Raw genomic sequence first — 22,272 nt, forward strand, 5'->3', positions numbered from 1 at the left:
CCTAGCTCTCCTTGGCGTCCTTGGCGGCCTCTGAATTGCCCACCCAGCGCACCAGCATAAGCTCGACCGGTTTCAGCGCAACCAGGATAATAAAGGTCAAGACGGTTGCAATAATCACGATATGCCAGGCCGCAAGCGCACAGGCGATGCCAAGTGCTGCCGTCATCCAGACGGTCGCAGCGGTGGTAAGCCCCGTAACCGACATGTTTTTTGGCTCACGCAAAATAACACCGGCACCGATGAAACCGATCCCGGTCAGAACACCCTGCAAAATCCCCTGTACCACACGTGAAAGCGCGTCGGGATGATCAATCAGATCCTGAAAATGGACCGCCACGACTGACACCACTGCAGCACCAAGTGACACAAGGGCAAGGGTGCGCATGCCGGTTGGCTTGCCATTCACATCACGGTTCAACCCGATCAGCATGCCAATGACTGTTGCCGCCACCAGACGCGCAATCATATCGATCACGCCAATATCGAAGTATTTTTCCGCCGTGGCGAAATAGGGAAGGTCGGTCAGCATGCGATAAACCCTTGCCATTCAAACAATCCCCAAACGCTTGGCACGCAATCAATGTTCCGAGCTGATGCGCGGCCAACCAGTTCACTGATCACAGTCAGGCTGGTGATATGGCATGCTCCATGTCGGTTGCCTTGGACATCAACCAGTCAAAAAACAGCGCAACCCGCGGGTCACGCTTGGGCGGATCAAGCGTGATCAGGACATAATCAAAGCCCGTCGGCGCCATGCCATGCGGTGCTATCAGCCGCCCGGACGCCAGATCATCAGCCACAAGCGGCAAGGGACCAATCGCCGTACCAAGTCGGTTAACGGCTGCCTGCAGGGCAAAAAAGAAATGATCGAAATACTGCTCGCTTGCCGGAGTTGCCGTGCTGCCGCTTGTCCGCTTCCAGTCATCCCAGGCATCGGGACGCGTTCGCGTATGAAGCCAGCGGGCGTTGGACAAATCCCTTGAAAGGATGGTTTCCCAGCATTCCGGATCGCAAACCGGCCCCGCATATTCCGGCCAAAGTCGGGTGGTGATGTAATGCTCGGAAATCCCGTAATCCGCACGCCGGATGGCAACATCGCAGCCATCCGCCAACAAATCCACCGGCCCGCCCGCCAGTCTCAGATCAATATTAAGATCCGGATTGGCCTCGCGAAAGTCGCCAAGTCGCGGCATCAACCAACGCATCGCAAGGCTGGGCTCGCACGATACGGTCAATATCGGGGACGACTTGTCATGGCGATGGATATCCTCAATCGCCTGATCAAGCCCATCAAGCGCAACCGTTGTTGCCTTCAACAACCGCTCGCCTGCGGCCGTCAGCCAGACACGCCGATTGCGCCGAACAAACAGCTTAACCCCCAGACGTTCCTCGATTTGTGCGACCGCGCGACTGATCGCACCGTGTGTCAGATTAAGCTCATCCGCCGCACGCGAAAAGCTCTGACGGCGGGCTGCGGCCTCAAAGGCGGGCAGGGCCGCCAAGGGTGGCAAACTGCGTTTTCTGTGAATATTACTCACAATAAGTACCAGTATTTTTCGATTTTCCGGCGATCTGAACAGTTTGATACTGAATTCACTCACACATCAAATGAATTCATCATTCACAAGGGATCACATCATGCCGGAATGGACAGGCGATATCTTATCGATGGAAATCATTGCCGTTGGCATCATCACCGTTCTCGCCGTGATCAGCCCCGGCCCGGACTTTGCGATGGTGACCCGGATCGCCCTTGCACGCGGACGGCGGGCAGGCGTGCTTTGCGCCATCGGGATCGGTACTGGCGTTTCGGTGCATCTCGGCTACACGCTGATCGGGCTTGGTGTTGTTTTTGCCAGCAATATCTGGGTTTTATCGGCTTTGCGCTACCTTGGGGCGGCTTATCTGATCTGGCTTGGCGTATCGGCGCTTTGGCCGGACATTCGACGCCTGCTGGGTAGGCCGGATCACAGCAAAAGTGCTTCGAACGTAACACCTTCTGATCAGCCGGATCAAAACCAAACCAGTCCGGCACAAAACAGCGGATCGGCGTTTTGGATCGGTTTTGCCTGCAATGCGCTCAACCCCAAAACAATGCTGTTTATCGTATCGCTGTTCAGTCAGGTAATTTCACCAGACACCGCGATCATTCAGGAAGTCGCGTATGGTGTTTATATCGCGGCCTGCCATATGATCTGGTTTGCGCTTGTCGCAACAGCCCTGACCCTGCCATCGGTGCAGGCGCGCATTGCCGCAATCAAATCATGGATCGAACGCGGTGTTGGCATCTGTCTTGCCGGGTTGGGCATCAAACTCATGGTAATTTAGCAGCTATCTGTATTGACATTTTGTGTGCTCAACCGAAATATAATTCCCTCAACACCACATATGGTAAGAAGGCGCCGCCCAAAAACTTGTTTGATTGGTAAAGAATTTCGCAGCTTTAATGCTACTTTAAATTTAGCTTTATGTTCATTATTAGCTTTTAGATTGGCTAAGTTATTGAAATTAGAATCTTTATGCGCCCTCTTGCCATTTTAGTTAAACAATTGAATCTTCTGACTTTTTGTGTTATAAGTATATAGATTTAACGTTCGCTGGGGAATATCTATGGATCAACATCTTGTAGACCTTATCGAGAAAGCACGTACTCGAGAAATGACCGCAGACGAACTCGCACAGCAAAAAATCGCGTTTGTCTACGGTAATGCTCCGAGTGACGACACGAATACGATTGAAACCGTACGTGAGGCTCTTACGAGCCCTAAGATCCGGAAAGCTAATTAAGCAAGACATTGATCAACCACCAAAGGTTGATAGAATAGACCCGAAAGCTCGGGTCTATTTTTTTGCTTAAGGGGAAAGCTTTGAGTGGGTTAATTGTTGTTGATGAACTTTCGGACCTAGGTAACGATGTAAAGATTGCTAATCTAGGAAGACAGTATGATTTCCTGCAAACATCCTACATTGTCTCGCAACATCATGGCGACTTCCAGATAAACCATCGGTTTATCAAGGAGTTAAACTTCTATGCAGTCCACTACTTGTCAAGCAACCCCGGCGAATACCGTAAAGAATATGTAAATATTACAAACACCCCACACGAACCTCCTGAATGGGAAAAAGTTGATCAACTTATGATCGATTTTTTAGCCGAACTGGATAGGTACGATGGAGCGAATGAGCCTGTTAAAACAGCCGCATATGTTCTTTGGCGTGTTAACTGGATTCATCCATTTGTGCAGGGGAATGGCCGGACTGCCAGAGCTCTTTCATACTTCGTGCTTTGTCAAAATTTGAATATGTGGCTACCTGGTACAAAAATTATCCCCGAGTCCATCCGAGAAACTAGGCCTCAATATTGTGAAATTCTAAAGAGAGTTGACGAAAGTTATAAGAAGTGCGGGTCGCCCGATCTAACAGAACTCACTGAGTACCTGCGAGGGTTGCTGACAAAGCAGCTATCTACACCGTCGTAAAATTCAAATAAACAGCATCTCGCCATTCTGTTTGGCATCATTCAGGAACGTGACAACACCGCCGGTCTCGATTGCCAATTCTTCGCGCTTTGCCTGATTTTCAAGGCCAAGGGCGCGCAGGCCCATCTCGCAGATCATGAATTTGGCGTTGAGGCTGGCACAGGCCGACAACAATTCTTCGAAAGTGCCGATGCCGCGCGTCGAGTAACTAAGATCAATCGAAGTCGCCGTCGCCCCGTCAACCTCGGTGCGCAGATGACGCCACCCCGACGGCGCAAACAGCGCCCGGCTGGCTTCCATGGTAAAGAACAGCGTCACTTCACGGCCCGATGCCAAGGCGGCCGATGCCATTACGAGGGCGTAATGAACCTTTTCATAGGTCCCGGAAAACACCACCAGGGAAAGCTTTTTGGGCGTATCAGACTCAGTGCTCATGAATAGACAGGTCCTTGATTGTGGCGTTTTCTGAACAGGTCGGGCAGCCCGGATCGCGGGGCACCTTGATCTTGCGAAACGAGGCGGACAGCGCATCGATAATCAAAAGCTGCCCTGAAAGGCCGTCGCCAATGCCCATCAGTTCCTTGAGCACCTCTGTCGCCTGAATGCCGCCGATCATGCCAACAACCGAGCCCAAAACGCCGCCCTGCGCACAGGACGGAATGGCGTCTTCGGGCGGCGGAGCATGATAAATGCAGCGATAACAGGGATGCGGCGCACCCAGATGGGCCTTGAAGGTCGATACCTGCCCGTCAAAGCGAAGGGCGGCACCCGAAACCAGCGTCTTGCCCGCGTGGTAGCAGGCATCGTTAAGCAAAAAGCGCGTATCGAAATTATCCGAACCGTCGGCAATCACATCATAATCGGCAATCAGATCCATGACGTTTGACGCATCCAGGCGGGTGTTGTGGGCCTGCACGGTGACTTCGGGGTTCATATCGGCCATGGTTGCCTTGGCACTGTCGACCTTGGGCGTTCCGATATCCTTCATGCCATGCGCGATCTGGCGTTGCAGGTTTGAAAGTTCGACCGTGTCGGCATCGACAATGCCAATCGTGCCAACCCCGGCAGCGGCCAGATACATCGCAAGCGGCGATCCAAGTCCCCCCGCCCCAACGATCAGAACCCGACCGCGTTTAAGCTTCATCTGCCCCGTGCCGCCAACCTCCTTAAGGACGATGTGGCGGGCATAGCGTTGCACTTCATTTTCGCTGAAATCGAAATCACTCACGCGGGTGGGCTTCCTGTCAGAACGTCGGCCATCAGATCAGATGGTAATCCATTAGGCTTTTGCATATAGCCCATGGAACAGTGGCCTCAAGCAAAGATTTCATATCTATATCGCAACGAAATGCTTTGCTTGTTCAATCAACCAAGCCGGAGCCCCGCATTCCGCCAATGAAAAAGGCCCGGCACATCGTGCCGGACCCTTTGAAATATTTGGTCTTTCAGGCTGCTTATTGCAGGCCCTCGAACAACGGGGTCGAAAGATACCGTTCGGCAAAGCTCGGTATGATCACAACAATGCGCTTGCCTTCGTTTTCCGGCAACTGACCAAGCTCGATCCCGGCCGCAACCGCTGCACCGGACGAAATACCGGTCGGAAGGCCTTCGATGCTGGCAAGCTTGCGGGCGGTGGCAAAGGCGGTCTCGTTGCCGATGGTCATGACCTTGTCGATGACATCGATATTGAGGTTGCCCGGAATGAAGCCCGCACCAATGCCCTGAATTTTATGCGGGCCGGGTGCGCCACCGGAAATGACCGGGCTGTCTTCGGGCTCAACAGCAACGATCTGGATGTTCGGGTTATGCTTTTTAAGCACTTCACCAACCCCGGTCAGGGTCCCGCCAGTACCGACACCGGCAACAAAGATATCCACCTTGCCGGCGGTATCCTTGATGATTTCCTCGGCCGTGGTGTTGCGGTGGATTTCCGGGTTGGCCGGGTTGTCAAACTGCTGAAGCATGACGGCACCGTCAATTTCCGAAACCAGTTCCTCGGCACGGGCAACCGCACCCTTCATGCCCTTGGCCGCCGGGGTCAGATCAATCTGCGCGCCCAGAAGCATCAGCATCTTGCGACGTTCCAGTGACATGCTTTCAGGCATGGTCAGGATCAGCTTGTATCCCTTTGCCGCTGCGACGAAAGCCAGCGCAATACCGGTATTGCCCGAGGTCGGCTCCACCAGGGTTGCGCCCGGCTTGATCTTGCCGGATTTCTCGGCATTTTCGATCATCGCCAGACCAATACGGTCCTTGACCGAGGCCAGCGGGTTAAAGAATTCAAGCTTGCCGATCAGATCGGCTTTGACACCTTCGGCCTCTGCCAGTCGCGAAAGGCGCACCAGCGGCGTTGCGCCAATGGTGTCGATGATGCTGTCGTAAATCTTGCCGCGAAACTCAGTCATGTTTTCCTCGCACGTTTCTGTATTTTTGCCATCAAGCACATCTTTGATCTGTATTTATCTCGCTATTTATCCGGGTCAAACGGATTGAAAGATTTTTTACACATCCTGTGCCGGGCAACGTTCCATAAACTTGTAGTTTTACCTTCAATAGCAGCAGTTTCTTGTGCAATGACGATACACCAAACCGCTGCACCCCGATAAGATCAAATGATGAAATCCGGGGACTCTTCGATCCCGCTGCGCAGGCCCGCATCACGTGCCCGATTACACAGGTCTTCGACCGTGATTTTTTCAAGCTGCTTCATCATTTCGTCCTGCAATTCCCGCCACAGCGGACGGACGACTTCCTTGCCCAGTGGTGATCCTGCCGGATCCTCGATCGGGTCATCGGATGTTTCCATTGATCGAATGACAGAAACGATATCGGCAAGCGTGATGCGACGGCGTTCACGCGCCAGCCGATATCCCCCGCGTGGGCCACGCACGCCGACCAGAATGTCGGCACGCACCAACTGTTGCAACGTCTGTTCAAGATAGCGCTTCGGAATGCCCTGACGCGCGGTGATATCCCGGCTCTGGACCGGCTCACCCGCCGCGTTATAGGCAATGTCCACGACCGCCTCGATCGCAAACAGCATCTTCTTAGAAAGCTTCAGCATTTTTTCACTCAACTCCCCTTGCGGTTCAGCCATCCCCCCAGACGGCATAACCAGATAGCGTCAAACCGGATCGACCAGCATGCTTTCCCTGGCCTAACGGGCCGGGCTGGCTGTTCCGGTCGAACCGAAACCACCCGCACCGCGCGTGGTTTCATTCAAGTCTTCTACGGCATTCCATGTCACTTGCGTCACCGGTGCGACGACCAGCTGGGCAATGCGCATGCCGCGCTCGATTTCAAAGGCTTCGTCACCATGATTGATCAGGATGACTTTGATCTCGCCGCGATAATCGGCATCAATCGTGCCGGGGCTATTAAGGACCGTGACCCCGTTTTTCGCAGCCAGACCCGACCGCGGACGCACCTGCGCTTCAAACCCGGCGGGCAATGCGATGGCGATACCGGTTTCGACCATGGCACGTTTGCCCGGTGCCAGAACCAGCGTCCCGTCAATCGCGGCCTGCAAATCAACGGCGGCTGACTGCGCGGTTGCGTATTCCGGTAACGGCAAGTCCGCCCCGTGCGGAAGCTGTTTTAAATCAACGCTTAAAAGCGACATCGTCTATCCTTGTCTTGTCCCGGCAGGATCATCTGCCGGTCTAATCGTTCGGTCTGCCTTCCGGGATACGCCCGTCAGGAAAAATGTTTGATGATGCGCGCACTTAACGCGCGGGCAACCCCGGTCTTGCTTTGGCGTTCCCATCGTTCATCACTGGTTTCGTCATCGCCTGAAATCAGGCAAATCTCGTTATCATCACCGCCAAAGGTCCCGGTCGCGGGCGCCACATCATTGGCCAGGATCCAGTCACACCCCTTGCGTGCCCGTTTGGCGCGGGCATGGTCGGTGACATTCTCCGTCTCGGCGGCAAAACCGATGACGAGCCCCGGGCGCATTGGGCCGGCCTTGCTAATGGTTGCCAGAATGTCCGGATTTTCCGAAAGCTTCAGGTCCGGGATCACCCCCGATCCATCTTTCTTAAGTTTCTGACCGGCTTCATCAGCCGTGCGCCAATCGGCGACCGCCGCGGCACAAACGGCAATATCAGCGGGAAGGGCGGCCTGCACGGCACGCAGCATCTCGCGTGCGGTTTCGATGCGCACGACCTTCACCCCTGCGGGATCGGGCAGGGTCACCGGACCCGTCACCAGCGTCACATCGGCACCAGCCTGTGCCAGCGCCTCGGCAATCGCGTGGCCCTGCTTGCCTGAGGACCGGTTGGCGATATAACGCACCGGATCAATCGGCTCGTGCGTCGGGCCGCTTGTGACCACTGCCTTTTTACCGGCAAGGGGTTTGGGCGCGTCTTGCTGTTCCAGGAAATCAACAACACTTGCGATAATCTCGGCCGGTTCGGCCAAACGGCCCGATCCAAATTCACCACAGGCCAGGTCACCAGATGACGGGCCGACGCGGAGCACGCCACGGCTTTCAAGGGTGGCGATATTGGCTTGCGTCGCCGGATGGTTCCACATCTCGACATTCATCGCGGGGGCAATCATCACTGGCTTGTTGGTCGCAAGTAACGCAGTTGTCGCCAGATCACCGGCCTGTCCGGTGGCCATCTTGGCCAGAATATCCGCACTTGCCGGAGCGACCAGAACAAGGTCGGCCTCACGCGACAGGCGGATATGGCCCATTTCCGCTTCGTCGGTCAGGGAAAACAGATCCTGATAGACCTTGTTTTCGGTCAGTGCCGCAACCGAAAGCGGTGTCACGAACTCGGCCCCGCCCTTGGTCAGGATGGCGCGGATATGGATCCCGCGATCACGCAACCGACGGATCACTTCAAGCACCTTATAGGCAGCAATGCCGCCCGAGATGATCAGAAGCACACTCTTTCGATTTAAGTCACTTGGCACTGTGATTACCAATTAATTACGGTTAAGAAGTGTGGTTAACCTACATTGTCCCCCAATCGGGCGCAAGAACCCAATCAAGAACACGATAAAAGCGGCACGATTGTTTGAAAAACGCCATGCCCGGTATCTGGACATGGCGTTGATTTTATTTGGATTTCAGATCCCGATGCTGAATATCGGGTTTTACGCCATCAAGCGGTTGCTTATGGAACGGTATAAAGCATCCCGAACCAGCGCCAGCGTGAATCTGGCCCCATGGCGGTGCAGTTGATCCGCCAGCGCCCGCTTGAAACCGGACCATCGAGACGGATTTCAACCCGTTCTTCGCCAAGGCGCGACATGGTCGGCTCCCCTTCGGACGGATAACAGTTCATCGACGGGGCCGGTTCTGCCAGCGTAAAGCCAAAGGCCGGCGGATTGCGGGTCAGGGTGTAATCAGCCGGTGTGACGTCGCTGACCACAAGTGGCAGGGAATTTGCCGCCAGATTAAACCGGTCCATCGCGCCGTAATGCTCGTTCAGAGCATAACGCGGCAGATACATGAAATCGGATTCGGTGTGCATCGCACCGCTTTGCTGGCCAAAGGCCGCGCGATAGCCAGCTTCCTTTACCGCGGCGATGACCTCGCCATTGGCCTCCCCATAGGGATAAGCAAAGATTTCCGGAACATAGCCGAGTTCTTCCTCAAACCGGGCGGCAGAATTGGCAAGCTCTGCCTTGACGCGATCAATGTCAAAATCAGGCAAATGGGCGTGGTTCTGGCTGTGACCACCAATCGTTACACCCGCCTTGGACAATTCGCGCACCATGTCCCAAGTCATGTAGTTGGCATAGCCCGAATCAAGCTGTTCGGTGGAAACAAACACCGTGAAGGGCAGGTTGTGTTCACGAAATACCGGCCAGGCCTTTTCGTAAACTGAACGATAGGCATCATCGACCGTAATGCCAATGGTGCGGTCCGGAAGTCCCGTGCCATCGGCAAGCGCGCTCACGATCTGCGGAACGCCCAAGACGGTATAAGGGCCGCTGGTCAGTTCTTTGACGTGCTGGTCGAACTGTTCCATCGTGATGTTGGTCGAAGGATATTCGCCCTCGCCAAAGCGATGATACATAAACACCACGGCCGAGGTCGCGTCTCCGCTTTGCGCAACCATTTCCTGATCCGCATTTTGCGGCGCATCGGACTGGGTTGCGTCCTGTGCTGTTGCATCGGTCGTCGGGACGTCCGGGGTTTCCGGGGCTTCGGCGCCATCTGCACCCGTTACCGCAGGCTCAGCTGTCGTCGCCTCAACCGTTTCATCCGTTGCAGGTGCGCTATCCGACGCGATCTGGGCAAAGCCCGCCGTAGCACCAAAAGTAAGCCCAACCGCGAAGGAGACACCGACAATAAGGCCGTGCATCCTGCGCGGCGGTTTCACCCGCATCACTGCCGAAATTGCGCTGTGCCCTTTGGTCTCAACTGCCATATCTGTTTCCAGTATCTTGCGATCCACCCACTCCGGGGCGCAACTCATTCGCGCCCTCGGATCCCCCCCCAGTAGAAAACCCGGCTCCTGCCCCACGCAATGCGTTTTGCAGGGTCATTTTGACTTCGAAAATACCAGTGAACCGATTGTTTTTCCACAGTTCATATCAGCTCTTGCCAATTGTCCGCCACATTACAAATCTAATGGTAACCATATTGAACTTTTGGCAACCACTTCTGATTGACGAGGATGCATGCTTAATTCTGATGGACTTGACCTTCTTTTTCACAATGGCCGCACCCACAATGTCTGGCACGACAAACCGGTTGACCCGGCACTTCTCAAAAAGGCCTGGGACCTGACCGTACTGGGACCGACAAGCGCCAATTGCGAACCGATGCGCATTACCTTTGTCACCACCGACGAGGCCCGTGCACGCCTTAAACCCTGCCTGGCAGAGGGCAATATCGAAAAAACCATGACAGCACCGGTGACAGCCATCATCGCCCATGACATGGAATTTTACGAAAAGCTGCCCGATCTGTTCCCCCATACCGATGCCCGGTCATGGTTTGCCGGCAAGGAAGAGGCCATCAAAACCACCGCATTTCGCAATGGCACGCTGCAGGCAGGCTATTTCATCCTGGCCCTTCGGGCCGTTGGCCTTGATTGTGGCGGGATGTCGGGCTTCGATAACGCCAAAGTCGATGCCGAATTCTTTGCTGGCACCCCGTATAAAAGCAACTTCCTGCTTAATATCGGCTATGGCGATGGCAGCAAGCTGTTTGAACGCCAGCCGCGTCTGAGCTTCGACCAGGGTGCTGAAATCATCTGATCAGGCTTCTGATCACACCAAACAAGAACCTGACCGGCGGGCGCCAAAACACCCGCCCGCCGGTTGGCGCAAACCGATACGCTCCCCACATGAGCATCTTGCCCAAAGGCCTTGGGCAGAGGACGGCATCACCACGCACCCGACAGATATTTTCAATCACTTCAGTGCTTAGAAAACTGTCATCAAAGTTTTATTTGATCTTTACTGGCCCATAACCATTTTAGGTCCACTTTTGATCACACGCATGGTAAACCGCCGTCACCCCGTTTAAACAGGAGCGTTAATTGGGTTTCCGCCAATTGATACTTACGGCTTTGGCCGTTGCCTTTCCGGCAGGTGTTGTCTTTGTCGTCCTTGCGGCGATGGAGCAGCTTGGCTGGGGCACAGCGATCCTGTCTGCGACCGCCGCGTGGCTCGGGGCTGCGGCGATCTTGCGCATCTATTTTGGCGATCTGCGCCGGGTGGCACGCTATGCGACCGATCTGCGCGACCGCTATAAAGGCACCCCGCCGCAACATATCAGCTTTGCCGCCGCGTCCGAGCTTTCATCGCTCTATACCCAGATTGCCGCAGCCTTTCGTGATCGCATCGCGCTGCTTGAAGCACAAACCAGCACCGATGCCGAAATCCTTGATCACCTGCCAAACCCGGTGGTGATGGTCAATCGCCATCGCGTGGTCACCGGCTTTAACCGGGCGGCCAAGGGCCTGTTTCACAACCTTGAAACCGGCCGTGATCTGACGCGTTTTATCCGTGACCCGATCCTGCTGGATGCCTTTGACGATGTCGCAAGCGCGCGCGAAACCATGAAGCATGCGGAATTCGTGCTGGCGGCTGACGCGCACCGTCACTTCGACGTACTGACCGCACGCCTGCCTGCTGCCGCAGGTGATCGGAACTTCGTTCTGACATTCTCCGATCTGACCGAGCTTCGCAAACTTGAACAGATGCGCGCCGACTTCGCGACCGATGCCGGGCACGAACTCCGTACCCCGCTTTCGGTGCTGCTGGGCTTTATCGAAACGCTTGAAGGCCCGGCCAAGGATGATCCCGATGCGCTCAACCAGTTCCTGCCGGTGATGCGCGATCAGGCCCAACGCATGCAGCATCTGATCGAAGATCTGCTGTCGCTTGCCCGGATCGAACTTAATGAACATACCCCGCCGTCCGAAGACTGCGATGTCGGCAAGATCATCGGCAAGGTCGCCAAAAGCCTTGCCCTGAAGGCCGAAGCCAAGGGCATGAACATCCGTGTCACCAGCACGCTTGATGACACGGAAATGGTTGGCGAGGAAAAGGAACTGACCCAGGTCTTTGTCAATCTGGTCGAAAACGCCATCAAATACGGCCACGCCAATACCGATGTCGAAGTTTCGATCAGTCTGGCGAAAAACCCGCCGGGCGCACTGGCGCGTTTCCGCCATGACCGCATCATGGCCGTTGCCATCCGCGATCATTCCGATGGCATCGCCCGTGAACACCTGCCGCGCCTGACGGAACGCTTCTACCGAGTTGATACCGCACGCTCCCGCGCGGTTGGCGGCACCGGCCTCGGCCTCGCCATCGTCAAACATTTGGTGCAACGCCACCGCGGGACCATGCAGATCGAAAGTGAACAGGGTGTTGGCTCGGTCTTTACGGTCTATCTCCCGGCCAAAACCGGCGACAATGTCCGGAAACTGCACAGCGCCTGATAAGTTGCGCTCGCCGGTATGCTATTCAAATATTTTTTGAAAACAGGGTTTTATAGCCCGCTGCGGCCGTGATTGAAGGCTGGCGATCAAGCTCTTTAAAGCCGAAACTACGATACATTTCGGCAGCCGATCCGCTTTTAAGATACACTGTCTTAATTGAAAGACGTTCTGCTTCACCAAGCAGACGATTGACCAAGCATCTCGCGATCCCCAACCCGCGATAACGGTACAGGGTATAGACAGCTGCAATCCATGGTGTCTTTTCTGGCCAATCTGTTCCGTCCTGCGGCCATAAACTTGCCATGCCGATTGGCAAACCGGTTTCCCGATTAATTGCCAAAAGGGTCAGTGGCAGATCGTCTTTTTGACTGCATTGGGCAAAGTACGCCCTGACATTTTCAAGTTTGCTATCTGGCTTTTGCACACCCCAACGCCCGAACGACCATGCCGCACAAGCATCAACGCAATCAGGCCTGTCTGCCAGATAAACGATGTCGAAAGCCATGATCATCCCCAATCAATCCACTTCAACGGCTTCACCATAGGCCAAAGTGCGACCGCATAGTATTACAGTAAAAAGGCCAGCAACATCGTGCTGGCCTTTTGCATATCTGGTCCGATTGAACGTTTCGATTACAGAATAAACTTCGAAAGGTCGGTATCCTTGGCCAAATCTTCGACCTGTTCGCGGACATAATTGGCATCGACCTTGAACGTCTCGCCCCCACGGTCGGTGGCGGTAAAGCTGATATCATCGAGCAGCTTTTCGAGCACCGTGTGCAGGCGACGCGCCCCGATATTTTCGACCGATTCGTTCACATTGGCCGAAATACGGGCAATTTCATCGACCGCATCTTCGGTGAAGTCGAGTGTCACATCCTCGGTCTTCATCAGCGCGATATACTGTTTGATCAGCGATGCTTCCGGCTCCATCAGGATGCGGCGGAAGTCGCCCTCGGTCAGCGCCTTCAGCTCAACGCGGATCGGCAGACGCCCCTGCAATTCCGGCAGAAGGTCGGACGGCTTTGCCAGATGGAACGCACCAGAACAGATGAACAGGATATGGTCGGTTTTGACCGTGCCATGCTTGGTTGAAACGTTCGTGCCTTCGATCAGTGGCAACAGATCGCGCTGAACACCTTCGCGCGACACATCGCCACCACGTTCGGACCGTGCAGTTATCTTGTCGATCTCGTCCAGGAACACGATGCCGTTCTGTTCCACATTTTCAATCGCCTCGGCGGTGACCTTGTCATTATCGAGAAGCTTGTCACCTTCTTCATCGATCAGGCGTTCAAAGGCTTCTTCGACCGTCATGCGTTTTGGCTTGGTATTGCCGCCAAACGCCTTGCCGAACATGTCATTGAGGTTCAGCATCCCCATCTGTGCACCGGGCATGCCCGGGATATCGATGGTCGGCATAGAAGCCGCACTGCTTTCCTGCACGTTAATCTCGATTTCTTTGTGCTGAAGCTCGCCTTCGCGCAGCATCTTGCGGAACTTCTGGCGGGTATCAGACGATGCATTTTCACCAACCAGACCATCCAGAATGCGTTCCTCGGCCTGCATTTCTGCCTTGGCGCGGACTTTCTTGCGCATGCTTTCGCGGGTCAGGTCGATCGAAACTTCCACCAGATCACGCACGATCTGTTCGACATCGCGCCCGACATAACCAACCTCGGTGAATTTGGTGGCTTCGATCTTGATGAACGGGGCCTCGGCCAATTTGGCAAGGCGACGCGCGATTTCGGTTTTACCGACACCGGTCGGGCCGATCATCAGGATGTTTTTCGGAAGCACCTCATTGCGCATGGTTTCGTCAAGCTGCTGACGGCGCCAGCGGTTACGCAGCGCAATGGCGACCGCGCGCTTGGCATCCTTCTGACCGATGATGTGACGGTCCAGTTCGGAAACAATTTCGCGCGGGCTGTAATGTTGGGTCATGATTTATTCCGTATCTTTTTGCGACGAATGCCGTAACAAGGCCCGATTTGGCACCTTGATTATTTCGCATCCTCAAGATCAATTTTTTCAAGCAGTACATTGCCGTTGGTGTAGACGCAAATCTCACCGGCAATCGCCATGGCCTTGCGTGCAATTTCCTCGGCACTGAGGTCCTGATCTAGCAGGGCCCGTGCCGCAGCAAGCGCATAGTTGCCACCCGATCCGATGGCGATAATGCCGTCTTCGGGTTCAAGAACATCACCCTGACCAGTCAGAACCAGTGACACGTCCTTATCGGCCACCGCCATCATGGCTTCTAGCTTGCGAAGGTAACGATCCGTCCGCCAGTCCTTGGCCAGTTCGACACAGGCGCGCATCGTCTGGCCCGGATGACGATCAAGCTTGGCTTCAAGCCGTTCCAGCAGGGTAAAGGCATCCGCCGTTGCCCCGGCAAAGCCCACCATGATCTCGCCTTTCTGGCCGATCCGGCGCACCTTGCGGGCATTGCCCTTGATCACCGTCGGACCAAGCGAGACCTGACCATCACCGGCCACCACGACTTCATTGCCCTTGCGCACGGACAGAATTGTCGTGCCATGCCAGCTTTGTTGTTCGCTCATGAATTATCCTTGAATCTCATCGATTGCTTCGCCCAAGAGTTAGCACGGCAGACGCCCCGGTCAAGGGCAGAAGCCACGCGCAACTGCCGCTTCCGCTGACCGCGCGACCTTCATGTCGACCAAAACACAGTTTCAACGCTGAGATACCCAAAAAATTCAAGGCATACCCCCGCCACATGCTTTACCCTTGGGATGGTAAAAGAATTTCAAGAAGACAGGACCAGAGCCCATGAGCAGCGATCTTACCCAAACCCATCTTGGCAAATGCATTCTTGCCGGTCAGGGCAAAATCAAGGCCGATCTGGTTCTGCGGAATATCGGCTTGCTTGACGTCATCACCGGCAAGGTCACCGAAACCGATATCGCCATTGTTGGCGACCGGATTGTCGGCACCCATGACAGCTATGCTGGCGAGACCGAGATTGATTGCACCGGCAAGTTCGCCGTGCCGGGCTTTATCGATACCCACCTGCATATTGAAAGCTCACTGGTCACACCATTGGAATTTGATCGCTGCGTATTGCCGCACGGTGTCACCACGGTCCTGTGTGACCCGCACGAAATTGCCAATGTGCTGGGGTCCGAGGGCATCAAATACTTCCTGGATTGCGCAGAACAGACCGTGATGGATGTGCGGGTTAATCTGTCATCCTGCGTACCGGCCACCGCCTTTGAAACCGCCGGTGCGCGGCTTGAGATCGACGACCTTCTGCCGTTCCGGTCGCACGAAAAGGTCGTCGGGCTGGCGGAAATGATGAACTATCCCGGCGTGCTCAACCTTGATCCGGGCATCATGGCCAAGCTTGAAGCTTTTCAGAATGGCCATATCGACGGGCATGCGCCGCTGGTTCGCGGACTGGACCTTAATGGCTATATGGCGGTCGGCATTCGTACCGATCACGAAGCCACCTCGGCCGAGGAAGCCCGCGAAAAGCTTGCCAAGGGCATGGCGATCCTGATCCGCGAAGGATCGGTGTCCAAGGATCTGGAGGCACTGGCAGAGATTCTTGATGAAAACAGCTCAAGCTTCGTGGCACTCTGTACCGATGACCGCAACCCGCTTGATATTGGTGAAGAAGGTCACCTTGATAGTCTTGTTTCGCGATTAATTGGTCATTTGAAGGCACGTAATTGCCCGATCCATCATGCCTATCGCGCAGCGTCCCATTCCGCAGCCCGCATTTTCGGCCTGCGTGATCGCGGTTTGATCGGGCCGGGCTGGCGGGCTGATATCGCGATCCTTGATGATCTGGAAGCCTGCCACGTCACCGACGTCATCGCAGGTGGCCGCCTTGTCACCAAGGATCTGTTTGCCAAACGCAAAGAAATTGCACCGGTCGGTTTGACGTCGATGAAGGCCACCCCGGTCACGGCAGAAGCCTTTGCCTGCGATCCCAAACCAGGTCAGAACCAGACGCCAGTGATCAAGGTCAAGCCGGGCCTTATCCTGACCTTCCGCGATGAAGCAACGCTTGAAATTGGTGATAATGGCCTGAAACCTGACCTCGCCAATGATGTGATCAAGGTCGCAGTCGTCGAACGCCATGGCATCAATGGCAATATCGGGCGCAGCTTCGTGCGCGGCTTTGGCCTGAAACGCGGGGCGATTGCCTCCTCCGTCGGGCATGACAGCCACAACATCACTGTGGTCGGCGCCAGCGATGCCGACATGGCAGCAGCCGTCAATCGCCTGATTGAAATGGGCGGCGGCTTTGCGGTGGCCGATGGCGGCAAAGTCACGGCTGAACTGGCCCTGCCGGTTGCGGGCCTTATGAGCCTTGAGCCGTTCGAAACCGTCGAGGAGCACCTGATTGATCTGCGCAAGGCAGCCAAGGATCTGGGATGTGTTTTGCCCGAACCGTTCCTGCAAGTCGCCTTCCTGGCCCTGCCGGTGATCCCGCACCTGAAAATGACCGATCGCGGCCTGTTTGACGTCGATAAGTTCGACTTTGTCTAATGCCAAAACAGCCTGTGACGTCGGGTAGAAAACGGTTTGCCGACCGGATGCACGAATTCATGTGATTTTGCGGCCAATACGTAGGCACCTAAAACTGGCTTTTCCACAGCTTTGTTGCTACATACGACCCGTCATATGCATCAATATCTGCAGGAAAGGAGCTTTGCATGCGCAAGGCCCGCGTTGAGCGTAACACAAACGAAACCCAGATCATGGTTGAACTGAACCTTGACGGGACCGGCGTTTATGACGTCGAGACCGGGGTCGGGTTCCTTGATCACATGCTCGAACAGCTTTCGCGTCACAGCCTGATGGACCTTAAAGTCCGGGCCAAGGGCGACCTGCATATTGATTTCCACCACACCACCGAAGATAGCGGCATCGCGATTGGCGAAGCCTTTGCCAAGGCGCTTGGCGACAAGAAGGGCATCACGCGTTATGGCAGTTGCCTGCTGCCGATGGACGAGGCGCTGACCCGTGTGGCACTGGATATTTCAAGCCGTCCCTATCTGATCTGGAATGTCGAATTCACCCGCGACAAGCTGGGCGATATGGATACCGAGCTGTTCCGTGAATGGTTCCAGGGCTTTGCCCAGGCGGCTGGCATCACGCTGCATGTCGAGAACCTGTATGGTGAGAACAACCACCATATCATCGAAAGCGCCTTTAAGGCGCTTGCACGGTCCCTGCGCACAGCTATCGAAATTGATCCGCGCAAGTCCGATGCCATTCCGTCCACCAAGGGCACGCTTGGCGGCTCCTTGTAAGCAGGTCAGTTCGATCTGATCGAAAATACACCGGTGGCACAGCAGACAACACTTTGCCACCGGTCCAGAGAACCGGTTTTCGATGAAGGTTTACACAGTCCATACCCATCCCGGCGATGCCGACCCGATGGAAAACGCCATCCTGATCCGCGAAGGCTTTAATTTCTGGGCCTTTCTGCTCTCGGGCCTTTGGGCGTTGTACCATCGCCTTTGGCTGGGCTTTTTCGGCCTTGTCGCGGTTTCATTTCTCTGCACCTTTGCCGTCGAGCTGTTTAACGGCGGGCCTGAAATGGACTTTGCCCTAGCGTTTGTGACCGGTATCGGCTTTGGCCTGATCGCCAATGACCTGCGCCGGCGCAAACTGGCAGCATCTGGCTGGAAGATGGTCGATATCGTCGCGGGCCATGATGAAACCGACGCCGAACATCGCTGCTTTGAGCGTTCAAAAAATTCCCGGCTGCGCGTCCCACACTCCGCAGCTGCCCTTACCTCCACCCCCTCAACCGGGAGCCCATCCTACCCATGAGTGTTGCGATTATAGATTACGGTTCCGGCAATTTGCGTTCGTGCGCCAAGGCGTTCGAGCGTGCTGCACGTGAAACCGGCTTTTCTGACGAGATCATTGTCACCGATGACCCGGAAAAGGTCCGCAACGCCAGCCATATCGTGCTTCCGGGCGTTGGCGCCTATGCCGATTGCCGTGCCGGTCTTGATGCCGTGACGGGCATGGTTGATGTCCTTACCGAACAGGTGATCAAAGGCGGAAAACCGTTCTTTGGCATTTGTGTCGGCATGCAGTTGATGTCGACCGTCGGCCGTGAATTTGTCGTCACGGATGGCCTTGACTGGATTTCCGGCGAAGTCGTGGCCATCGAGCCCAGCGACCCAAGCCTTAAAATCCCGCATATGGGCTGGAACGAGCTGGTGCTTGATCCGGCGGGCAAGGCGCACCCGGTCCTTAACGGCATTTCGGATGGCGATCACGCCTATTTCGTGCACAGCTATCACATGCATGTCACCAACCCGGATCAGCGTTTGGCATCGGTTTCCTATGGCGGGAACATCACCGCGATGATCGGGCGTGACAACATGATTGGCACCCAGTTCCACCCAGAAAAAAGCCAGAAAACGGGGCTGACCATCATCGGGAACTTCCTGGGGTGGAAGCCATGATCGCACCATCTGATACCATCCAGCCGGGCGTGATTGCCGAACGCGTGACCGAACTGACCGCGGGTGACATTTCCGATATTGTCGATGCCTGTACCCAGGCGATTGTCGAAGGCGGTGGCTTTGGCTGGCTCACACCGCCGGACCGCCCGGACATGGAAAAATACTGGCGCGGTGTGTTGCTGATGCCTGGTCGCCATCTGTTTGTGTCACGCGTTGACGGCATCATTTCCGGTGCCGCCCAGTTGATCGAAACACCGGCCAACCTTGAAGCACAGCGTCATTCCGCCCAGATTTCCGGCCATTTCGTTGCCCCTTGGGCACGCGGGCGCGGCAACGGCAAGGCGATCGTGCGTTCGATTGAATATTTCGCCCGTGAAGCGGGCTACAGCGTTTTGAAACTCGACCTTCGCGAAACCCAGGAAGCCGCCATCGCACTGTATAACGGGCTTGGATATGTCCGTTGGGGCATCAATCCCTATTACGCGATGGTCGATGGCAAGATGGTCGAAGGCTATTACTACACCAAGAAAATACAGGACACCGATCAGTGAACCTTTATCCCGCAATTGACCTGAAAGATGGTGCATGTGTGCGCTTGCTGCGCGGCGACATGGACAAGGCAACCGTGTTTAACGACGATCCGGGCGCACAGGCCGGTGAATTTGTCGCCGCCGGCTGCCATTGGGTGCATATCGTGGACCTGAACGGCGCCTTTGCCGGTGAGCCGGTCAATGGGGCGGCTGTGGATTCCATCCTTGCCGCCGTTTCGGGCAAGGCCCAGACGCAGCTTGGTGGCGGCATCCGCACCATGGAAACGGTTGATTATTGGCTGAACAAGGGCATCACGCGCGTGATCCTGGGTACCGTGGCCCTTCGCAATCCGGATTTCGTCAAGGAAGCCTGTGCCAAATGGCCGGGCCGGGTGGCTGTCGGCATTGATGCCCGCGATGGTTATGTCGCGGTTGAAGGCTGGGCGGAAACGTCTGAGGTCACCGCCCTTGAGCTCGCCAAGAAATTTGAGGATTGCGGTGTGGCGGCGATCATCTTTACCGATATCGACCGTGATGGCGCGATGGGCGGCCCGAATATCGAAAGCACCGTTGCCCTGGCATCGGAAATCTCGACCCCGGTAATCGTATCGGGCGGGGTTTCATCGCTTGATGATCTGATCGCGGTCAAGAAACACACAGATGCTGGCATTGATGGCGCGATTTCCGGTCGTGCGCTTTATGATGGCCGCATCGATCTGGCAGAGGCCATCGCGGCCCTTTCGTAACCGACCCAACAGGAAACAGACCATGCTGAAAACCCGTGTCATTCCCTGTCTTGACGTCAAGGACGGCCGCGTCGTCAAAGGGGTCAATTTCGTTGATCTGATCGATGCCGGCGACCCGGTCGAACAGGCGCGTATCTACGATGCAGAGGGTGCGGATGAACTCTGCTTCCTTGATATCACGGCATCAAGTGATAACCGCGATACCATCTTTGATGTGGTTGCCCGCACGGCCGAGGCCTGCTTTATGCCGGTCACCGTTGGCGGTGGTGTGCGCAGCCTTGAGGACATCCGAAAGCTGCTTCTGGCCGGTGCCGACAAGGTTTCGATCAATACCGCTGCGGTCAAAAACCCCGATTTCGTGCGCGAAGCCGCACGCAAGTTCGGATCGCAATGCATTGTGGTCTCGATTGATGCCAAATCAACCGGCCCGGACACCTTCGAAATCTTCACCCATGGCGGGCGCGAACCCACCGGAATTGATGCCGTTTCGTTTGCAAAACAAATGGTCGAATACGGTGCGGGCGAACTTCTTGTTACCTCGATGGATCGCGATGGCACCCAGTCAGGCTTTAACATTCCGCTGACCCGTACCATTGCCGATGCCGTCCATGTGCCCGTCATTGCTTCCGGTGGTGTTGGCACGCTCGACCATATGGTCGAAGGGGTGCGTGATGCCCATGCATCGGCGGTTCTGGCCGCCTCGATCTTCCATTTCGGCACCTATCGCATTCGCGAGGTCAAGGAACACATGAAAGCCGCCGGTATTCCGGTACGTGAGGAATGAGAGCATGGCCAATCAACACATCCTTGATGCGCTTTACGCGACCGTTTCTGCCCGTAAGGGTGCGGACCCGGAAACCAGCTATACTGCCAAGCTGTTTGCCAAGGGTACCGCCAAAATTGCCCAGAAAGTCGGCGAAGAAGGCGTTGAAACCGTAATTGCCGCCCTGGCCGAAACCCCCGAAAAGGTCGCATCGGAAAGTGCGGACCTGCTTTACCACCTGACCGTGCTTTGGGCCGATCAGGGGGTGAAGCCTGACGATGTCTGGAAGATCCTGGCCGAACGTCAGAGCATTTCAGGTATTGCCGAAAAGGCATCGCGCAGCAAAGATTAAGGCATAAAGCCTCAACTATCCGGGCAATGTCCCGACAAGGTATCAGGAGCATCATCATGGCCGTTCAGCCCTACGATCCGGAAAACATCTTTGCCAAAATCCTGCGCGGCGAAATCCCGTGCACCAAGGTCTATGAAGATGACCATGTGCTGGCGTTTAACGATATCGCGCCGCAGGCCCCAACGCATGTTCTGGTCATCCCCAAGGGTGCTTACACCAGCTATGACGACTTTGCGCTCAATGCCTCGGACGCCGAAATCGTCGCCTATACCCGCGCGATTGGTAAAATCTCCAAGGAAGCTGGCGTGGTTGAGGACGGCTACCGCCTGATCGCCAACACCCGCGAACACGGTCGCCAGGACGTCCCGCACCTGCATGTGCATATCCTGGGCGGTGAGAAACTCCCGCGGATGCTGCCGGGCGCCTAAGCGACTAGAAACCCATTAAAAAGGCAGGGCCCCGCATTCCGCGCCCTGCCTTCTTTGTCCCGAGATGGATCTGCAAACACCTATGGCACCCAACATCCCCAATGCATCCGAGATTTTCCATGCCCTTGCAGGCAACTGGACGCTTGTGCGCGATCTGGGCGAAGCCGGGCAGTTTACCGGCGATGTCACGTTTCATGCCGCCGATCCGGCCCAACCCAAGACACTGCGCTATCGCGAGGAAGGGTTTCTGACCCGCCCGGACGGCAAGCGGTTTGATGGCTATCGGGAATATGATTTTGTCCTGCACAAGGACCCGGCGGCAATCGAGCTTCTGTTTCGCGACCCGTTGAGTTTCGGCAATCGCTATGTGCTGCTGCAATTTGGCGAAGCGGGTGAAGAGGGTGTTTGTGCCCGCGACATTCACCCCTGTGGGGAGGACTTTTATCACCATTGCATGATCTGGAATGGGCCAGATCATTTCGAAACAAAAATAAAAATCACCGGTCCGAAGAAGGATCACCTGCTGCACAGCATCTATCGCCGCGCATAGCATCCAGAAATACGGAACATCCGTTCATATTTTCAAATACTTGCT

Annotated in this window: 26 protein-coding genes; 14 read left to right on the top strand and 12 right to left on the bottom strand. The window is 55.5% G+C overall.

Annotation, left to right across the window (positions count from 1 at the left end; all coding sequences use genetic code 11):
* Position 1 precedes the first annotated feature (1 nt).
* Positions 2-547, bottom strand: coding sequence for an MgtC/SapB family protein (locus tag AUQ41_RS01420; RefSeq protein ID WP_008888840.1), 546 nt, complete (start codon positions 545-547; stop codon positions 2-4).
* A 76-nt stretch (positions 548-623) separates the two neighbouring features.
* Entirely contained in the window at positions 624-1,538 is a 915-nt protein-coding gene (locus AUQ41_RS01425) for a LysR substrate-binding domain-containing protein (protein ID WP_063086134.1), read from the bottom strand.
* A 100-nt stretch (positions 1,539-1,638) separates the two neighbouring features.
* Here AUQ41_RS01425 and AUQ41_RS01430 point away from each other — a divergent pair, with 100 nt between their 5' ends.
* Both AUQ41_RS01430 and AUQ41_RS01435 read left to right on the top strand, forming a co-directional pair.
* A complete protein-coding gene (locus AUQ41_RS01430) occupies positions 1,639-2,328 on the top strand; it encodes a LysE family translocator (RefSeq protein ID WP_063086137.1) in 690 nt (229 codons plus the stop codon).
* A gap of 539 nt (positions 2,329-2,867) precedes the next feature.
* Positions 2,868-3,479, top strand: coding sequence for a Fic family protein (locus AUQ41_RS01435; protein ID WP_063086139.1), 612 nt, complete (start codon positions 2,868-2,870; stop codon positions 3,477-3,479).
* A gap of 3 nt (positions 3,480-3,482) precedes the next feature.
* Here AUQ41_RS01435 and AUQ41_RS01440 read toward each other — a convergent pair whose 3' ends face one another.
* The 7 genes from AUQ41_RS01440 to AUQ41_RS01470 form a co-directional block, all read right to left on the bottom strand.
* A complete protein-coding gene (locus tag AUQ41_RS01440; RefSeq protein ID WP_063086141.1) occupies positions 3,483-3,914 on the bottom strand; it encodes a DsrE family protein in 432 nt (143 codons plus the stop codon).
* Positions 3,904-4,707 (bottom strand): molybdopterin-synthase adenylyltransferase MoeB, encoded by an 804-nt coding sequence (locus tag AUQ41_RS01445; protein WP_063086143.1) that lies wholly within the window; start codon positions 4,705-4,707, stop codon positions 3,904-3,906. The genes AUQ41_RS01440 and AUQ41_RS01445 overlap by 11 nt, the downstream gene beginning before the upstream one ends.
* A gap of 226 nt (positions 4,708-4,933) precedes the next feature.
* Positions 4,934-5,884, bottom strand: a complete 951-nt coding sequence (gene cysK / locus AUQ41_RS01450; RefSeq protein ID WP_040822518.1) for a cysteine synthase A — start codon at positions 5,882-5,884, stop codon at positions 4,934-4,936.
* Positions 5,885-6,087: 203 nt separating this feature from the next.
* Complete coding sequence (locus AUQ41_RS01455) at positions 6,088-6,543, bottom strand: Rrf2 family transcriptional regulator (protein WP_008888834.1); 456 nt, start codon at positions 6,541-6,543, stop codon at positions 6,088-6,090.
* Between the two features lie 93 nt (positions 6,544-6,636).
* The gene (gene dut / locus AUQ41_RS01460) at positions 6,637-7,101 is read right to left on the bottom strand and encodes a dUTP diphosphatase (protein WP_063086146.1); all 465 of its coding nucleotides are present in this window, start codon (positions 7,099-7,101) and stop codon (positions 6,637-6,639) included.
* A gap of 74 nt (positions 7,102-7,175) precedes the next feature.
* Entirely contained in the window at positions 7,176-8,402 is a 1,227-nt protein-coding gene (gene coaBC / locus AUQ41_RS01465; RefSeq protein WP_063086148.1) for a bifunctional phosphopantothenoylcysteine decarboxylase/phosphopantothenate--cysteine ligase CoaBC, read from the bottom strand.
* A gap of 203 nt (positions 8,403-8,605) precedes the next feature.
* Positions 8,606-9,868 carry a polysaccharide deacetylase family protein gene (locus AUQ41_RS01470; RefSeq protein ID WP_063086150.1) on the bottom strand — a complete coding sequence of 421 codons (1,263 nt, stop codon included), beginning with the start codon at positions 9,866-9,868 and terminating at the stop codon, positions 8,606-8,608.
* Between the two features lie 253 nt (positions 9,869-10,121).
* Here AUQ41_RS01470 and AUQ41_RS01475 point away from each other — a divergent pair, with 253 nt between their 5' ends.
* Positions 10,122-10,703 (top strand): malonic semialdehyde reductase, encoded by a 582-nt coding sequence (locus tag AUQ41_RS01475; RefSeq protein WP_063086152.1) that lies wholly within the window; start codon positions 10,122-10,124, stop codon positions 10,701-10,703.
* A 284-nt stretch (positions 10,704-10,987) separates the two neighbouring features.
* A complete protein-coding gene (locus AUQ41_RS01480; protein WP_008888829.1) occupies positions 10,988-12,397 on the top strand; it encodes an ATP-binding protein in 1,410 nt (469 codons plus the stop codon).
* Positions 12,398-12,422: 25 nt separating this feature from the next.
* On the opposite strand, the gene AUQ41_RS01485 is transcribed toward AUQ41_RS01480, so the two are convergent.
* The 3 genes from AUQ41_RS01485 to hslV all read right to left on the bottom strand — a co-directional run bounded on the left by AUQ41_RS01485 (position 12,423) and on the right by hslV (position 14,961).
* Entirely contained in the window at positions 12,423-12,902 is a 480-nt protein-coding gene (locus AUQ41_RS01485) for a GNAT family N-acetyltransferase (RefSeq protein WP_168173393.1), read from the bottom strand.
* Between the two features lie 128 nt (positions 12,903-13,030).
* A complete protein-coding gene (gene hslU, locus AUQ41_RS01490) occupies positions 13,031-14,341 on the bottom strand; it encodes an ATP-dependent protease ATPase subunit HslU (RefSeq protein ID WP_063086156.1) in 1,311 nt (436 codons plus the stop codon).
* 59 nt (positions 14,342-14,400) lie between these two features.
* On the bottom strand, positions 14,401-14,961 hold the full coding sequence (hslV, locus tag AUQ41_RS01495) for an ATP-dependent protease subunit HslV (RefSeq protein WP_008888827.1): 561 nt from the start codon (positions 14,959-14,961) through the stop codon (positions 14,401-14,403).
* Between the two features lie 229 nt (positions 14,962-15,190).
* On the opposite strand from hslV, the gene ade reads away from it, so the two are divergent.
* From ade to AUQ41_RS01545, 10 genes are all read left to right on the top strand, one after another.
* Complete coding sequence (gene ade, locus AUQ41_RS01500; RefSeq protein WP_063086158.1) at positions 15,191-16,918, top strand: adenine deaminase; 1,728 nt, start codon at positions 15,191-15,193, stop codon at positions 16,916-16,918.
* A 167-nt stretch (positions 16,919-17,085) separates the two neighbouring features.
* Entirely contained in the window at positions 17,086-17,685 is a 600-nt protein-coding gene (gene hisB, locus AUQ41_RS01505; RefSeq protein ID WP_062957116.1) for an imidazoleglycerol-phosphate dehydratase HisB, read from the top strand.
* Positions 17,686-17,767: 82 nt separating this feature from the next.
* Positions 17,768-18,211, top strand: coding sequence for a DUF2628 domain-containing protein (locus tag AUQ41_RS01510; protein ID WP_063086160.1), 444 nt, complete (start codon positions 17,768-17,770; stop codon positions 18,209-18,211).
* A complete protein-coding gene (hisH, locus tag AUQ41_RS01515; RefSeq protein WP_063086162.1) occupies positions 18,208-18,858 on the top strand; it encodes an imidazole glycerol phosphate synthase subunit HisH in 651 nt (216 codons plus the stop codon). Before AUQ41_RS01510 ends, hisH begins: the two co-directional genes overlap by 4 nt.
* Complete coding sequence (locus AUQ41_RS01520; protein ID WP_040822270.1) at positions 18,855-19,409, top strand: GNAT family N-acetyltransferase; 555 nt, start codon at positions 18,855-18,857, stop codon at positions 19,407-19,409. The genes hisH and AUQ41_RS01520 overlap by 4 nt, the downstream gene beginning before the upstream one ends.
* Positions 19,406-20,134: a 1-(5-phosphoribosyl)-5-[(5-phosphoribosylamino)methylideneamino]imidazole-4-carboxamide isomerase gene (gene hisA, locus AUQ41_RS01525; protein WP_063086164.1), complete on the top strand. Its 729-nt coding sequence runs from the start codon at positions 19,406-19,408 to the stop codon at positions 20,132-20,134. Before AUQ41_RS01520 ends, hisA begins: the two co-directional genes overlap by 4 nt.
* Positions 20,135-20,156: 22 nt before the next feature.
* Positions 20,157-20,918, top strand: a complete 762-nt coding sequence (gene hisF, locus AUQ41_RS01530) for an imidazole glycerol phosphate synthase subunit HisF (protein ID WP_063086166.1) — start codon at positions 20,157-20,159, stop codon at positions 20,916-20,918.
* Positions 20,919-20,922: 4 nt separating this feature from the next.
* The gene (locus AUQ41_RS01535; RefSeq protein WP_063086168.1) at positions 20,923-21,249 is read left to right on the top strand and encodes a phosphoribosyl-ATP diphosphatase; all 327 of its coding nucleotides are present in this window, start codon (positions 20,923-20,925) and stop codon (positions 21,247-21,249) included.
* Positions 21,250-21,305: 56 nt separating this feature from the next.
* Positions 21,306-21,677 carry a histidine triad nucleotide-binding protein gene (locus AUQ41_RS01540; RefSeq protein WP_063086170.1) on the top strand — a complete coding sequence of 124 codons (372 nt, stop codon included), beginning with the start codon at positions 21,306-21,308 and terminating at the stop codon, positions 21,675-21,677.
* A gap of 82 nt (positions 21,678-21,759) precedes the next feature.
* Positions 21,760-22,227 carry a DUF6314 family protein gene (locus AUQ41_RS01545; protein WP_232308284.1) on the top strand — a complete coding sequence of 156 codons (468 nt, stop codon included), beginning with the start codon at positions 21,760-21,762 and terminating at the stop codon, positions 22,225-22,227.
* The last annotated feature ends 45 nt before the right edge of the window (positions 22,228-22,272 follow it).

Source organism: Thalassospira sp. MCCC 1A02898 (assembly GCF_001618185.1).
Taxonomy (GTDB): domain Bacteria; phylum Pseudomonadota; class Alphaproteobacteria; order Rhodospirillales; family Thalassospiraceae; genus Thalassospira; species Thalassospira tepidiphila.

Excerpts from the sequence above, each read along its gene's own strand:
- AUQ41_RS01485 (WP_168173393.1), bottom strand. The coding sequence starts at position 12,902 with ATGGCTTTCGACATCGTTTATCTGGCAGACAGGCCTGATTGCGTTGAT.
- AUQ41_RS01470 (WP_063086150.1), bottom strand. The coding sequence starts at position 9,868 with ATGGCAGTTGAGACCAAAGGGCACAGCGCAATTTCGGCAGTGATGCGG.
- cysK (WP_040822518.1), bottom strand. The coding sequence starts at position 5,884 with ATGACTGAGTTTCGCGGCAAGATTTACGACAGCATCATCGACACCATT.
- hslV (WP_008888827.1), bottom strand. The coding sequence starts at position 14,961 with ATGAGCGAACAACAAAGCTGGCATGGCACGACAATTCTGTCCGTGCGC.
- AUQ41_RS01420 (WP_008888840.1), bottom strand. The coding sequence starts at position 547 with ATGGCAAGGGTTTATCGCATGCTGACCGACCTTCCCTATTTCGCCACG.
- AUQ41_RS01440 (WP_063086141.1), bottom strand. The coding sequence starts at position 3,914 with ATGAGCACTGAGTCTGATACGCCCAAAAAGCTTTCCCTGGTGGTGTTT.
- AUQ41_RS01430 (WP_063086137.1), top strand. The coding sequence starts at position 1,639 with ATGCCGGAATGGACAGGCGATATCTTATCGATGGAAATCATTGCCGTT.
- AUQ41_RS01535 (WP_063086168.1), top strand. The coding sequence starts at position 20,923 with ATGGCCAATCAACACATCCTTGATGCGCTTTACGCGACCGTTTCTGCC.
- AUQ41_RS01540 (WP_063086170.1), top strand. The coding sequence starts at position 21,306 with ATGGCCGTTCAGCCCTACGATCCGGAAAACATCTTTGCCAAAATCCTG.
- dut (WP_063086146.1), bottom strand. The coding sequence starts at position 7,101 with ATGTCGCTTTTAAGCGTTGATTTAAAACAGCTTCCGCACGGGGCGGAC.
- hslU (WP_063086156.1), bottom strand. The coding sequence starts at position 14,341 with ATGACCCAACATTACAGCCCGCGCGAAATTGTTTCCGAACTGGACCGT.
- AUQ41_RS01520 (WP_040822270.1), top strand. The coding sequence starts at position 18,855 with ATGATCGCACCATCTGATACCATCCAGCCGGGCGTGATTGCCGAACGC.
- hisF (WP_063086166.1), top strand. The coding sequence starts at position 20,157 with ATGCTGAAAACCCGTGTCATTCCCTGTCTTGACGTCAAGGACGGCCGC.
- ade (WP_063086158.1), top strand. The coding sequence starts at position 15,191 with ATGAGCAGCGATCTTACCCAAACCCATCTTGGCAAATGCATTCTTGCC.
- AUQ41_RS01455 (WP_008888834.1), bottom strand. The coding sequence starts at position 6,543 with ATGCTGAAGCTTTCTAAGAAGATGCTGTTTGCGATCGAGGCGGTCGTG.
- hisB (WP_062957116.1), top strand. The coding sequence starts at position 17,086 with ATGCGCAAGGCCCGCGTTGAGCGTAACACAAACGAAACCCAGATCATG.
- hisH (WP_063086162.1), top strand. The coding sequence starts at position 18,208 with ATGAGTGTTGCGATTATAGATTACGGTTCCGGCAATTTGCGTTCGTGC.
- AUQ41_RS01475 (WP_063086152.1), top strand. The coding sequence starts at position 10,122 with ATGCTTAATTCTGATGGACTTGACCTTCTTTTTCACAATGGCCGCACC.
- AUQ41_RS01510 (WP_063086160.1), top strand. The coding sequence starts at position 17,768 with ATGAAGGTTTACACAGTCCATACCCATCCCGGCGATGCCGACCCGATG.
- AUQ41_RS01545 (WP_232308284.1), top strand. The coding sequence starts at position 21,760 with ATGGCACCCAACATCCCCAATGCATCCGAGATTTTCCATGCCCTTGCA.